At 39.6% G+C, this 12,798-nt stretch carries 15 protein-coding genes; 2 read left to right on the top strand and 13 right to left on the bottom strand.

The window, feature by feature from the left end; translation table 11 throughout:
- Positions 1-96: 96 nt before the first annotated feature.
- Positions 97-654: a PadR family transcriptional regulator gene (locus MKY16_RS01215; RefSeq protein ID WP_165149344.1), complete on the bottom strand. Its 558-nt coding sequence runs from the start codon at positions 652-654 to the stop codon at positions 97-99.
- Positions 655-938: 284 nt separating this feature from the next.
- Here MKY16_RS01215 and MKY16_RS01210 point away from each other — a divergent pair, with 284 nt between their 5' ends.
- On the top strand, positions 939-1,445 hold the full coding sequence (locus MKY16_RS01210; RefSeq protein WP_340953735.1) for a tautomerase family protein: 507 nt from the start codon (positions 939-941) through the stop codon (positions 1,443-1,445).
- Between the two features lie 92 nt (positions 1,446-1,537).
- Here MKY16_RS01210 and MKY16_RS01205 read toward each other — a convergent pair.
- Together MKY16_RS01205 and MKY16_RS01200 are read right to left on the bottom strand one after the other, a co-directional pair.
- A protein-coding gene (locus MKY16_RS01205; protein ID WP_241113430.1) for an IS1182 family transposase occupies positions 1,538-2,898 on the bottom strand; the annotation gives its coding sequence in 2 pieces (ribosomal slippage) (positions 1,538-2,331 and positions 2,331-2,898; 1,362 coding nt in all).
- 167 nt (positions 2,899-3,065) lie between these two features.
- Entirely contained in the window at positions 3,066-3,713 is a 648-nt protein-coding gene (locus MKY16_RS01200; RefSeq protein WP_165149348.1) for an NAD(P)H-dependent oxidoreductase, read from the bottom strand.
- A 175-nt stretch (positions 3,714-3,888) separates the two neighbouring features.
- Here MKY16_RS01200 and MKY16_RS01195 point away from each other — a divergent pair, with 175 nt between their 5' ends.
- Entirely contained in the window at positions 3,889-4,221 is a 333-nt protein-coding gene (locus MKY16_RS01195) for a winged helix-turn-helix transcriptional regulator (protein ID WP_340953732.1), read from the top strand.
- Between the two features lie 75 nt (positions 4,222-4,296).
- On the opposite strand, the gene MKY16_RS01190 is transcribed toward MKY16_RS01195, so the two are convergent.
- From MKY16_RS01190 to MKY16_RS01145, 10 genes are all read right to left on the bottom strand, one after another.
- Positions 4,297-5,247, bottom strand: a complete 951-nt coding sequence (locus tag MKY16_RS01190; protein WP_340953730.1) for a ring-cleaving dioxygenase — start codon at positions 5,245-5,247, stop codon at positions 4,297-4,299.
- A gap of 74 nt (positions 5,248-5,321) precedes the next feature.
- A complete protein-coding gene (locus MKY16_RS01185) occupies positions 5,322-5,720 on the bottom strand; it encodes a DoxX family protein (protein WP_029516933.1) in 399 nt (132 codons plus the stop codon).
- A 66-nt stretch (positions 5,721-5,786) separates the two neighbouring features.
- Positions 5,787-6,014 carry a DUF896 domain-containing protein gene (locus MKY16_RS01180; RefSeq protein WP_029516934.1) on the bottom strand — a complete coding sequence of 76 codons (228 nt, stop codon included), beginning with the start codon at positions 6,012-6,014 and terminating at the stop codon, positions 5,787-5,789.
- Between the two features lie 502 nt (positions 6,015-6,516).
- Complete coding sequence (locus MKY16_RS01175) at positions 6,517-6,939, bottom strand: type II toxin-antitoxin system VapC family toxin (protein ID WP_340953728.1); 423 nt, start codon at positions 6,937-6,939, stop codon at positions 6,517-6,519.
- Positions 6,932-7,234, bottom strand: coding sequence for a hypothetical protein (locus tag MKY16_RS01170; protein WP_340953725.1), 303 nt, complete (start codon positions 7,232-7,234; stop codon positions 6,932-6,934). Before MKY16_RS01170 ends, MKY16_RS01175 begins: the two co-directional genes overlap by 8 nt.
- 83 nt (positions 7,235-7,317) lie before the next feature.
- The gene (locus tag MKY16_RS01165; RefSeq protein WP_340953724.1) at positions 7,318-8,442 is read right to left on the bottom strand and encodes a site-specific integrase; all 1,125 of its coding nucleotides are present in this window, start codon (positions 8,440-8,442) and stop codon (positions 7,318-7,320) included.
- A gap of 219 nt (positions 8,443-8,661) precedes the next feature.
- Positions 8,662-8,841 carry a helix-turn-helix domain-containing protein gene (locus tag MKY16_RS01160; RefSeq protein ID WP_013368856.1) on the bottom strand — a complete coding sequence of 60 codons (180 nt, stop codon included), beginning with the start codon at positions 8,839-8,841 and terminating at the stop codon, positions 8,662-8,664.
- Positions 8,842-9,030: 189 nt separating this feature from the next.
- Complete coding sequence (locus MKY16_RS01155) at positions 9,031-10,728, bottom strand: DNA primase family protein (RefSeq protein WP_340953720.1); 1,698 nt, start codon at positions 10,726-10,728, stop codon at positions 9,031-9,033.
- The gene (locus MKY16_RS01150; protein ID WP_340953717.1) at positions 10,728-11,303 is read right to left on the bottom strand and encodes a hypothetical protein; all 576 of its coding nucleotides are present in this window, start codon (positions 11,301-11,303) and stop codon (positions 10,728-10,730) included. Before MKY16_RS01150 ends, MKY16_RS01155 begins: the two co-directional genes overlap by 1 nt.
- 175 nt (positions 11,304-11,478) lie before the next feature.
- A complete protein-coding gene (locus tag MKY16_RS01145) occupies positions 11,479-12,762 on the bottom strand; it encodes a hypothetical protein (protein WP_340953713.1) in 1,284 nt (427 codons plus the stop codon).
- Positions 12,763-12,798 lie beyond the last annotated feature (36 nt).

Here is a 12,798-nt window from a genome sequence, read left to right as displayed (position 1 = left end):
AGAAGACGACAAGAATTGTCGTTACTAGTTTTCTATTCCTCATGATAGTTCAGCATGCTTTCTGATTATTCATTACATATGAGTTTTTACCTACTGCTAAGAACTCAATATTTTAATGCTATCATCGCACCAACTAATTAAACTGCTAAACTGACTCTTACCATAGCTCATTGTGATCATCCAATATTTGTGGTTATGGTCTTTATGCTCTACGTTGATAAGCCAACGTTCAAGTTCTTCAAAAATATGCAAGCTTTCCACTAGCTTTTCTTTATACTCCTGTATGTGCTTTATAATCGTTTCAGGCGAAGAATTGCCGCCAAAAAACACCCTCAACAGCAGCTCATTTTTTTTAAGCATCACCACATGCTCCATTGGCTGAGAAAGCCAGTCTGACAGCGTGTGCCTTCCCTGATCGGTAATGCTGTAGAGTTTCTTGTCAGGCTTGCCTTTCTGTCGAATGACCTCGACTGCAATATCTTTTCGATCCAGTAGCTCTGCAAGGCTGGGATAGATCTGACCATAGTTCTCATTCCAAAAATAACTAGTGCTCTGCTCCATATGTTGCTTTATATCATAACCGGTATGAGGACCCAGACTCAGAATGCCTAATACCGCAAACATTGTATTGGTTTTTCCTGACTGTCTCGCCATTGTAAATTATGCCTCCTAGTACCTCTAGCAAATCTCTGTAGTATGTCATGCTTTCATTAGACTAGACATAATTATAGCCCATTTAAACTAGCTTCACATCTAATCAATATATTATATAAATATATATTATTATAATAATTAGTGTTGACAAGGGCTTATCACCATTTTATATTAACGATATCAACAAATATCAATGAGTTTGCCAAGATGAAGCCTTGGATACAGATATCATAAAGAATTCCAAGACATCGCTTAGTTAAACCTCAATAAGGAGATATCAGACCATGACCATGATCAATGTAAATTATCAAGCAGGCCGCATAACGCTTGAACAGCGTCGTCTTTTGGCAGAAGGTTTGACGGATGCAGTTCTCGTTCCAGAGGTAGGTCAATATTGTCCGCCAGCAAGAGAAGGGTTTCAGGTCCATTTCACTGAACGTCCAATAGATTACATGGCAATTGGCGGGCAATTGCTGTCGGATCAGCCAGAACCTGATGTAATTACTATCAATGTTCTGGTGATGGGTGGTGACTGGCCTAACGACGTTCGCAAAAAAGTGCTTGAAAATATTCTTGGCAGTTTGACTCAAGTACTTGGCGTACCGGAACCATCCCCGACTTGGTGGGTATCCTTCCAGGTCATTGAAGAAGGCAGCTGGGGTTCTCGCGGCGGCGTGCTCTCCATTCTGGACCTGCTGGATTCAGGAGTCTTTACTGAGGAGAAAATTAAGTCTATCAAGCAAAATATTACACGGGTAACACCGGGAAATCTAACGAAAAAACACCCATAAGGGTGTTCAGATTGTCGAGAAACCCCGTCATTTTGAGACGTGGGTTTCTTTTTCACATCATAATGCTCTGGTCTCTGGAGAAGCAGGGGGGGTTACCCCTGTTTCTCCAGGCGATCTAGGTGGATCGCCATCTTCTTCATGTTCTGCACGGCTGCCGTCATAAGGGCTTGTTCCCTGACGTTTGGAAGACCGCGCAAACGGCAATAGCGAAACCCATGGAGCTCTTTGGCATCCGCGAAGCTTCGCTCAATCGTCTCTTTTCGTTTGCGGTACAGCTTTTTACCAGATGGGCTCAGCCGGTTGCTCCGTACCCACTCTTTGCTGTCTTCCCAGACATGCCGAGTCACCACTTTGCGGTGGTTTCGAGACTGGGTACACTGACTTAGCAGTGGGCAATGCTGGCACTGAGCTGGGTCAGAGGCATACTGCCGGTATCCCTTACGGTCCGTCGTTCGGTAGGGCAGTTCCTGTTGGGCTGGGCATCTATACGCATTGCGTTTGGCATCGTATTCAAACTTCCATTTCGGAAACAGTCCTTGTCTGGGATGGAATCTTCGGTGAGCAATCACGGCAAAAATCTTTCGGTTCTGCAAACCTCGGCAAATCGGCGTTGTTAAATAACCTGAATCTAGTGCAACAGCTTCTACTTGAAAACCAAAACGTTCTCTTTGGCGATCCAAACGGGACAAATAGGGGACAGAATCATGTACATTCCCTGGTGTCACATGCACGTCCGTAATCAGATTGTACTTCATATCCACCGTGCGGTGGTCCAGATAGAAGAAGCCTTCGGGCTTGCCATCACGGATCATATAGCCGCTGTCCGGGTCTGTTTTGCTCACTTTAATTTCTTTTTCTTCGTTCACTTCCTCTCGGGATTTTAAGGCTTTTTTCCGTGGTTTCTCCGGTCATCCTTCACCGCTTCGTTCAGCTCGTCCATATAGTCTTTAGTATTCTGCAACACTTGTTCTTTGGTGTACTGGTGCCTGTTAGCATTGGCTTTGACGTGTGTGGAATCGGTGACGAGAACACGCCCACCCACCATTCGGTGAGAGATCGCCTGCAGCACAATTTCATCGAAGATATCTTGAAAGATCGTGGTGTCTTTAAAGCGAGTGCGACGATTCCAGCTAATCGTCGTATGGTCCGGAACTTTATCCGTTAAGCCCAACCCCAGAAACCAACGATAAGCTAGGTTCGTCTGAATTTCTCGCTCGAGTTGCCGTTCTGAGCGAATGCCATAGAAATAACCGAGAAAGATCATTTTAAACAATACGGTAGGATCAATGGCAGGACGCCCGTTGTCTGCACAATACAGTGGTCGAACTTTATCATCGATAAACGAAAAATCGATATACTTATCTACTTTGCGGAGCAAGTGATCTTGAGGAACCAGATCTTCGATGGAAACAAATTCGTAGGATTGTTGTTTTTCGCGGTTGGAGCGTAGCATATCAACACCATCCGTTCTACAATAGTTACCTATATTATACAACATTAACGCGGTGTCGTCTTAAACAAAATTAACATAAAATAGGCTGTCGAGACTTTCTCGACAGCCTGAACACCCATAAGGGTGTTCTTCATTTTTCCAAAGTAACACCCTTCAGTTTACATAATCTAATGGCTAGCCAAATCATGCTCCAAAGCTTGAAGAGAAAGGCTATCCCTCGTACTGCCCCCCTCTCCCGGTCTCATATCAAAAATACGATCGACAAATCGATTGACATCCAACAGCATTGCTTTTCGTTCCTCCAAGGTTACACGCGGCACCGAGTAAAGAAGCTTAATCTCAGCATCCGAAAACTTAGCGAACCCAAACAAATTATCGTTCGCCGCGTAGAGCATATCTTTCTGACGTGATATACGAATATAGTCTTCTGACGATCCTGTTGTAAAAATCGAGTAGGCCCTCTTGCCCTCAAGCCCATATACACCATCAGAAGAGCGTATGAGTCCTGTTGTGAACACTCTATCTATATATCCTTTAATAACAGCGGGAAATCCGCCCCACCATACCGGTGAAATAATAATCAAGGCATCTGCCCACAATAAATCCTCCTGTTCTTTTACTATCTCCTCTGGCAATACGTTTGTGACCTTAGCCTCTAAATCCTTTAAGCCTACCGTCGGATTAAATGACATTTGGATTAAGTCTTTTACCTTAACATTCGCCCCTCGTACGTTTAGATGAGCGATCACCTGCTCCAAAATCGCTTTGTTAAAGCTCTTAGGATAAGGGTGACCGTATAGAATATTAATGTTCATCTTCTTCGCCCCCAGAATATTTCCATATGGCTTGTCAAAGCCTTAATGCTAATGTAATGTTAAGCCAAAGGTATCGAAACAACAAGTAGGCATATTTATAGTAGATACTATCAAAAATCATACTAATTGATTTCATAGGGTTTTCTGGGATACAAACGAGGAGGAGATGGAATAAATGAGTGAGAATCTGAATCATTTTACAGATTGCCCCTTAACAAAGGTTCAGAAAATCATTGGAAGCAAATGGAAAATAGTGCTTTTATGGTTTCTGTCCCGTGGTACCAGAAGATTCGGTGAGATTAAACGCGCCTTTCCTGATATCACACAAGCGATGTTAACCAAGCAGCTAAGAGAATTAGAAGAAGACGGGTTTGTGCATCGGGAAGTATTCAAAGAAATCCCTCCCCGTGTTGAATACTCGCTAACAGCTCACGGAGCAAATTTCGTCCCCATATTGCGCAGTATGTATGATTGGGGGGAGGTTCATCTGGAGCACTCGAAAAAATGAAAACCCACTATGACCAATTTTGTCAAAGTAGGTTTAATCCTGTTTCCTCTGGGGGCGAAACAATAGCCGTTTCGTTTACTGTTGTTTTCCAGTTAATGTTCTCACTTTAATAGGATGCAGATTCGCCTCGATTTGAGCCTGTTGCGGTTCATACCACTCTGGTAGCATTAATTTCTGCCCCATAGATTCAGCAGGTTCATCGTTAGCAAATCCCGGTGGATCTGTAGCAATTTCAAATAGGATGCCGCCCGCTTCTCTGAAATATATAGCATTAAAATATTGGCGGTCTATGATTGGAGTCGGCTTATAGCCATAATGCTGGACTGCGCTTCTCCATTCTTCATGTTGTTCGAAGTCTTTTGCACGCCATGCAATGTGATGTACCGTGCCTGCTCCACCAAAGCCTAGACCTATTTTGGCGAGTGGGACATCCACGATGTTGCCGATTTCTCCTACAGACTGATAACGCGCATATTCGGCGTCTTCAGCGATTTTCGTAAATCCGAGTATGCTCTCCAATGCATCCATCGTTCTCTGTGGATTGACACTAAATAGCACGGCACCTCCAAACCCCTTAATTGCTTTATCGGCTGAAATGCCACCGTAAGACCAAGTACTATTCGCTCCCTCTTCACGTTCAACAAGCTCAAGACGTAAACCCTCATTATCCTCGAATTGAAGATATTGTTCAGAAAAACGGCTCGTTTTCGTAACTTGAATATCCAAGCTTTGCAAACGATGCTGCCAAAAATCAAGTGAACCTGGGGGTACTACATACGAGGTTATGCCCACCTGGCCTCCTCCGATTCGCCCTTTGGGAGTTCCTGGTGCAGGAAAAAAGGTAATGATCGTTCCAGGACTCCCTGCATCGTTGCCAAAGTACAAGTGGTAAACCTCAGGAGCATCGAAGTTGATCGTTTTCTTCACTAACCGAAGTCCCAGGACGCCGGCATAGAAGTCGACATTTTCCTGCGGATTACCGGCAAAAGCAGTAATATGATGGATACCTGTAGTTTGAAGTGACATATGAAACCCTCCTTTAATCGTAGGAACCTTTATTTTTTGTTGTTGATGACTTTTAATGACCTAAACATCATGTTTTATCTAAGTATTGCATCAATGGAATATGAACCTGCTCCTGTCAACGCAATACCGATTACAACTGCAATAAGAACTAGCGGATATTCATAGCCATTAGCCGTTGCCCAGATCCCGTTTTGGCCATGTACTTTGAAAATTGCTCCGAGCATAGTCGCCGTAATCAACAATGCAGCCAGTGGAGTGAGCAATCCTACAGCAAATAGAGCTCCTCCCAACAATTCCATCAACCCAGCAGCCACTGCCATGAATACTCCGGGCTTAATGCCAATCGATTCCATCCAACCGCCCGTACCCTTTGGACCATAGCCGCCAAACCACCCAAAAAGCTTCTGCGCTCCATGCCCCACCAATAATAATCCAACCACCAAACGTATCAATAACAATCCACTTGCCAACATAAGAATCACCCTCCATATTATATTATTTTAAGATTATTAAATTAGAGATATTAAATAAAATTAAATCTATTGCTTAGCGACTCGAGCCTGTTCTTTTCTAAGTTTTTCAGGAGTAACATCATCTCCATTCGGATCATAGATCGTAGCATTCAAGAGAATGCTTTGTACAGAGCCCCGAAAGATTTGAAGGTATTCTTTGCGAAGATCGGTTTGTTCCATTTTTTCAATTTCAGTCAACCCAACTTCTTTCGCTTTTTTTGCAAGCTGATTAATTCTTTCTAAAATGGTAATCATGTATATACCTCCCTATTCAAAATTTTATGATCACTTTTATCTTTAATTTATTTATCTTGATATAAAGATATAATACTTTTCTATCCGTGTCAATACTTTTTCGAAAAGAAAAGCAGCCAGAACACTTAGAGACACCTTTAAGCTACAAGTTGTGTAAAACCTTTCAACTCAATTACTAGAGCCATAATAAAAAGCCACCAACCAGAATCACGGGCTGATGGCTTTCTTGTCTTACTCAAATGGAGGCGAGGGGAGTCGAACCCCTGTCTCAGACTTTCTACCATACATTAAATAATATTGTTTAGTCTTATAAATCCTTATATAGCAAGGCTTTATAAGACTGAATTTATTATGCTGTATTATAGAGAGCCATCATAAATTACGATGTTTTACACCTCTTGTCTACAACTGGTCTACGGAATCGGACAGGATGTTTGATCAAAATATTGTACATTTTAGCCTATCCCAAGTAATACTTGATGTTATTCTACAACCACTATCTTTACTTAACAGGATTATAATACGCTGTTTCATACCTTGATAACGCATCAGTAAAATCCCTGTCGTTATTGCTAACCAAGGTCGCTTTCAAATGGATTGCTGTAGCCGCAATAAGCGCATCAGGCAGTTTAATCTTTTTCCCTAAATTTTGATGGAAGTATGCTCTAATCTCTCCAGCGGTATAAGCAATTTCCCGTGTAATTTCCTTCACCTCATCTGCGCTATTGATAAATGAGGATATTTCAGCCTTTAAAGAAGGATTATTATATACCTTTATGGATGAAAATAACTCTGCTTCAGTAATCACTGACAAAATCAGTTCATTATGAGGATTTCGGATGATATCACCCAAGTAGTTAATGATTTTTGGATTTCCGTCCAAACAATAAATACATACATTTGTATCAAGCAAAAACCTACTCAAAGTGACTACCGTCCCGATCATCCTCTTCATCACGTCTCGCAATCGCATGAAGCTCCTCAGAAGCACCCGGATAACGCTTTAATATTCCACCAGGCTGTTCAAGTGCCTTTAACAAACGTTCTCTTTTCTGCATTCTTTCTGACCCATCTTGTTTTCTCAAACGAATCACCATCTCATTTTCGTTTTCATTTATATCCATGAAATCAAATTTTTTCGATCCAATCAACCTTTGAAATTCAGGTAAAAACATTGATTGATCTCCAACTTGCTTCATTTGTATCACCTCACGGTTCATACTGCTACGTTCCTCCTAATTATAACAAATATGATATCCAAAATACATGAGAACTCTTGCCTCAGTTTGCTACTTTAACTCCCTCATGTAAATTCCCCTTTTAGAGCCTGACTCATTGCATTTATAGTATTTTTATGTGTCTTATCGAACCGATGCGTATAAATCTTATTTGTTGTTCCAATATCGGAATGCCCCAACGCCTCGGATATTGCCTTTAAATCCATTCCTTGGTTGTATAATACACTTGCAAACGAATGCCTTAGGTCGTGCAGTCTTATCTTCGGTAGCTGTTGCTTTTCAAGGAACGTTTTGAACTGTTCTGTAACAGAGTTAACTCTGTATGGTTTCCCGTTATCATGAGAATAGACATATCCGGCATTATCATAGGCAGAACCTAACATATTTCTGAGTTCCTCCTGTTTTACCTTATGCATCTTGAGCAGGCTATATAGTTCATCGTTGATGTGAAGGGATCGTCTGCTTTTTTCTGTTTTAGGCGCTTTGGTTATAATCGCTTTCCCTGCACTCGTTCTGACTTCATAAATGTGAAGAGTCTGACTTTCAAAATCCACATATTTCCATTTTAATCCAATGATCTCTTCACGTCTCAGTCCCAAATAAACAGCGAGATAAATAGGGACCTCCAATTTAGTACCTTTAACTTTTTTCAAAAGTTCAATTAACTGTTCTTTTGTGTATGATTTACCTTCATATCTTTTTCGTTTAGGAAGTGCTACCGCATCCGCTACATTTCTGTATACAAGTTGCTGTTTCAAACCGTAGTCCAACGCTTTACGTATAAGTGCATGGTGTTTATGAACAGTATTGGGCGATAGATTTTTCTCGTCCATAAGATGCTTATAATATTGCTGGATATGCCCCGATTGCAGTTTTTGAAGCTCTACCCCGCCGAAAAAATGAGAAATATGCTTGTTAAGGATATTTTTGTACCCGTATGTTGTAGTCTCTTCGCAATTGTACTTCACATAGTTGTCCATCCAAAGATTCAAAAATTCTATCAAGCTCATTGCATTTGACTGCACTAATAAATTCCGGTTTTGATTATATTCAAATTCGGCGAGCAACTTTTTGGCTTCCGCTTCGGAATTCACGGTAGCATAATCACGCTGTCGTTTACCGTTTAAATCTTTTCCCAGTTCAAAAGTTACTCTGTACTTAGTGCCTACCTTCTTAATGCTCCCTGCCATAAGTTCCACACCTCGTTGATAAAAGATATCATTGGCATAAACCATGCAAAATAGATTTCGATTCCATACAGGAGACGAGGGAGATATACTAACTATTTATCATTCGAAGTCTATAACCATTCCCCGACTTTGCATTATATTCATCCCCGAACCCCCACATAAAATCGCTCTATTAAGTAAGTAAATACCGCTTCTTTTCTATTGCAGTAAATCTCCCTGTTATTGAACTTGTTTTTCCAGCCACAGCTTAAGCCCTTTGGCAGGTATGATGATTTTCTTGCCTACCCTAATTTTGGGGAAGTCCTCCCTGTTCACCAACTTGTAAAGAGAATTCATCCCTAAAGGTAGAATGTCGTGCAATTCCGCAACTGTGTAGCAAAGCTTTTCAGTGTTAGACATTGTGTCCCTCCATCATGTGTATAATATATAAATGAAACTTTTAAAAAAACCTGAGTGTAGTTCTCTTGTAGCTATTCTGTAGCCGGACGCTTCTCCGATAATAAGTCTCCATAATTCCCATTACAACAAGGTTTATGGGTAGATCATTTCAGAATGTAGCCAATGTAGCCTGTTTTTATGACTGTTTATTCATGTATGTGTGTATTCATCTGGCGAAAGTAGACGTATGCCTCTATACCCCATTAATGGAGTAGATCCTTCTACTCTGATTTTTCCACTTCGCACTCTAAATTTCTCGATTTCACGCCAGAAATCCGTCTTCTTCACTGAAGTCAACCCATTTTCTTTGCAATAGATGATATAAGCGTCATACAACCTTGTTCTATGAACCCTTGATTTATCATTTTCTGGTTCCACAACACACATATCATTCACAAACTCTGTTACATTGTTTAGCTCAGCCATGTACTTCTTCTTGAACTGAATTGCTTCATCACATTCCGTAAATATAAAATTATTATCAATCAGTTGATACAAGCCCTCTAATGCCCACTTGATGATAATATGTCGTTCTTCTAAAAGTTTTTGCAGCAAAAAACGGTCACGTTGTTCCTCTGGTATCGAATTATTGAAGGTAATAAACAACAGTCTATCAATAAAGGCTGTGGTTCCATCGTGTTTGGCAAGCTTAGGCATATGGTTCCCTGCTGCCACCAGTTTGGTTCTGCCGTAAAAGTCGATTGCCGCTTCACCTTTACGGTCGCCTGTAATTAAATCTCCACCAGTAACAGCCTTAATGAACTCTACTCCCTTTAAATCACCATCATCACTCATCTCGGGTGATATATTAAGTTTAGAGTGAGCTAACCGCGTCTGCATAAACCTGTTAGCCCCTAGTTGCTTGAGCGTCATAGAAGTTGTATGCTCCTTACCAATCAATATCTGTAACAAACTCAACCACACACTTTTGCCTGTATGCGGTTCACCAATGAGTACAAACATCTTTTTGGCATTAAAATGATTCGATATGATGTAACCTACCATTTGCTGGAGGGAAGCCTGTTTAGCTTCATCCCCTTCAGTACAGTCTGTTAGAAAACGTTCAAAAACACTTGAGTATGAATAATTTCGATTGTTCGCCTTTTGTCTGGGTATAACTTTGCAATCTGCATCAATGAAACTGGTAAAGCAGTACTTTGGATCATGTGGAAGCACCCTCCGTTCTCTTAGGTCTAGCACTCCATCGCGAAAATTAATAAGATTTGTATCTGTATTTAAGTCATTGAATTTTCTCCACAAATCGGGATGAGTCTTCAAACGATAAGCAACTTCGTCCATTTTTCGTCTACTAACTTCACGATTTTGATCTTCTGTCAGGTTTTTTCGAATTAAGACTGCCAGTTCACTATCAGAGTGGTGCTTGTAATAACCCTGTTTAGTTTGGTAGATTGAAATCCCGTCAGCAGAACTGATCATTTCAAACGAATTAAGCATCAACCATTCAACCCGTGGGACAAAATTGCCCCGATCTGATGATGTTTTATAAAACCTTGTGTTGTTATCTTTCACCTTGAAATTTTCGACATTTTCTACTTCTACAGCCTTAGATATCTCTTCTACTTCATAAAAGATTGTCTCTTCTCTTAATGTAGAATGGTCATCATGCTCGTCGAATTGTTCTATCTCGTCCTCATAAGATAATTTTTCAGTACACAAGGTCAGGATATCAATATCTTCGCTGTACTGTAGTGTTTCTATATCTTCACAAGTTACTGAATCGCTATATTCCCCAAAAAACTCATAGTTAGTATCTGTTTGTTCTTCAGATAATTCCACTGATGCATTTGAACCCATCAGGTTTATACGAATCCTTTTATCGTTCGGCATTAGTTACGTTCCCCGTAAAAATAGCTGGTCTCCAATTCAGGGAATGTTCTTTTCAGAAAAGATAAAGCTACTGTTCGTATTGCCAGCTTTCCTTTCTCATCTTTAACATATAATTCAGTGACCTTATTCGGTAAAAATCCTTCATATAGGCAAAAATGAGCGTAATTTTTTGTTTCCACATATACCAGTAAACAGTTATCATTTTCCTCATCCTCATTACTGTATTCTGTGGTTTTTTCCTTAAAGTGAAGATATATCTTTTTGTTCGCCTTCCCTTTAGAATCAACAATCACTCTAACGAAATCCTTATTACTTATCTCTTCACCTATAGCAATAGGATTATTAGTGCCTAAGCTTGCAAAACAAGTCCGTTTATTTCCCATGATGGAGCATACCGCTGAAATGTACGGCTTAATATTAATACCAGCGACAGTAGAATGTGAGAATGAAGCACTTTGCACCAACAGACTAACACTGGTTTGTCCTTGAACTATTTCAGCTATTCCTTTGATTTCCTTTTTGCTCATATTTCTTAAAAAGTCATTAATTTGATAGTTATTATTATCATTACTCATGTTTCATCAAGCTCCTTTTGTTTTAGTAACATTCACAAGGGCAATCTTACCTTCAAACTAACAAAACAAAAATCACTTAAAATCAAGAAAAACAAATATTGCAATTCTGAAGAAATTGTGATACCAGAAAATAAAAAGACTATCCTTAAAGGACAGTCTAGAATTAGTACTTAATTTACTTTTCAGTGTTTAATAAGGCTTGCTCTATCTTCGCAATAAAATCATCCATATTACTATCAAGCTCATGAAACCTTTTAACCAGATCATAAGCTAGCTCAGAATCTATAACCCTTTTTTTAGATGGGTATTGTTTCACAAAATTCTTTAATAAATAGCTCTCATCTGAATCTATAGTACTTTTATATCCTTCTACAATCTTCATCGTTTCAAATATATTTTCTTGTTTGTCATACTCAGAACGTAAAGTCAGACTGAGACTTCTTTCGTAGCGATATATTAATTCATAATGATACAGCTCCATCAACGGAAGTGTGACTAAAGCAAACTGCAAGATAATTAGACGAACTTCATCAAACCAAATACTGGGATTATCTATCTTTTCATTATAACTATGCTCACCGTATTTTCCTGAACTGCTTTTGGTAAAAGAACCATTTAGTAGGGATTTGTTTATTACATCCAGATACTCAAGCCTAGAATCTACATTTGGCAGTACAGCAAAAAATCCAAATAGTTTTTTCAATTCTCTTATATCTTGGTCCCCATGTAACTCTACATTGTCATTTATCCTGTTTATTAAACGGACACTATACTCTCTTTCAAACAGATACCTGCTCACAATCTGTTGCTCTTCAGTGTAACTTTTAAGTATTTCCTCAAATAAGGCGCTTATTCCCCCAAATAATTCCCTGCTATATTCTTTTTTTTCTAATTTTTTATAGATACTATTAATGCAAGTTACAAAATAAATAAAAGGTTTAACCAAGTAAGGAACTTTAACATCGTCTTTGAATCCTCCTTTGGCCTTTGAACTTTCACGCTTATATGGCTCAAGATCAAAATATCTTTGTAATACACCTACAAGTTCTTCTTCCACGATATGCGCTACATAATTCCCGTTGTTCATATCAGGAAGCAATTCGTTACCTAAACGTTTAATTTCTTTTCCTATTCTAGCGATTCCCCTTGTATTTGAAGTGTCTTTTTCTTCTGGCCCTGTGAGTATATTTATATTAGAGACTATGTAGCTATTCATTATCAGATGTTCCTTTACACCCTTTTTAAAGCTTGCCAACTCATCTACATTTTCAAATAGTCTAATTAACCTATCAGGGATATACTTTTCACATTGTTTATATACAAACGCGAAAATATCATCTTCAGTAAGCTCATCAGCTTCTTCCTGAGAGTAACCCTGAAGTGGCTTACCAAGTGGTAACTTGAATTTCTTAAGAATCTTTAATCTTTGTGCTTCGTCCATTAAATGAATGTATTTCATTTTCTATTTCCCCTCTGCCGTTGTTTACTGGTATCT

The sequence above is a fragment of the Paenibacillus sp. FSL L8-0641 genome (assembly GCF_038006265.1).
Lineage (GTDB): Bacteria > Bacillota > Bacilli > Paenibacillales > Paenibacillaceae > Paenibacillus > Paenibacillus polymyxa_D.
Note: the sequence above shows the minus strand (reverse complement) of the source record. Positions and strands in the feature narration are given on the sequence as shown.

Bases quoted from the DNA above. Each gene is read 5' to 3' on its own strand.
- MKY16_RS01215 (WP_165149344.1), bottom strand. From the start codon at position 654: ATGGCGAGACAGTCAGGAAAAACCAATACAATGTTTGCGGTATTAGGC.
- MKY16_RS01210 (WP_340953735.1), top strand. From the start codon at position 939: ATGACCATGATCAATGTAAATTATCAAGCAGGCCGCATAACGCTTGAA.
- MKY16_RS01200 (WP_165149348.1), bottom strand. From the start codon at position 3,713: ATGAACATTAATATTCTATACGGTCACCCTTATCCTAAGAGCTTTAAC.
- MKY16_RS01195 (WP_340953732.1), top strand. From the start codon at position 3,889: ATGAGTGAGAATCTGAATCATTTTACAGATTGCCCCTTAACAAAGGTT.
- MKY16_RS01190 (WP_340953730.1), bottom strand. From the start codon at position 5,247: ATGTCACTTCAAACTACAGGTATCCATCATATTACTGCTTTTGCCGGT.
- MKY16_RS01185 (WP_029516933.1), bottom strand. From the start codon at position 5,720: ATGTTGGCAAGTGGATTGTTATTGATACGTTTGGTGGTTGGATTATTA.
- MKY16_RS01180 (WP_029516934.1), bottom strand. From the start codon at position 6,014: ATGATTACCATTTTAGAAAGAATTAATCAGCTTGCAAAAAAAGCGAAA.
- MKY16_RS01170 (WP_340953725.1), bottom strand. From the start codon at position 7,234: ATGAACCGTGAGGTGATACAAATGAAGCAAGTTGGAGATCAATCAATG.
- MKY16_RS01165 (WP_340953724.1), bottom strand. From the start codon at position 8,442: ATGGCAGGGAGCATTAAGAAGGTAGGCACTAAGTACAGAGTAACTTTT.
- MKY16_RS01160 (WP_013368856.1), bottom strand. From the start codon at position 8,841: ATGTCTAACACTGAAAAGCTTTGCTACACAGTTGCGGAATTGCACGAC.
- MKY16_RS01155 (WP_340953720.1), bottom strand. From the start codon at position 10,728: ATGCCGAACGATAAAAGGATTCGTATAAACCTGATGGGTTCAAATGCA.
- MKY16_RS01150 (WP_340953717.1), bottom strand. From the start codon at position 11,303: ATGAGTAATGATAATAATAACTATCAAATTAATGACTTTTTAAGAAAT.
- MKY16_RS01145 (WP_340953713.1), bottom strand. From the start codon at position 12,762: ATGAAATACATTCATTTAATGGACGAAGCACAAAGATTAAAGATTCTT.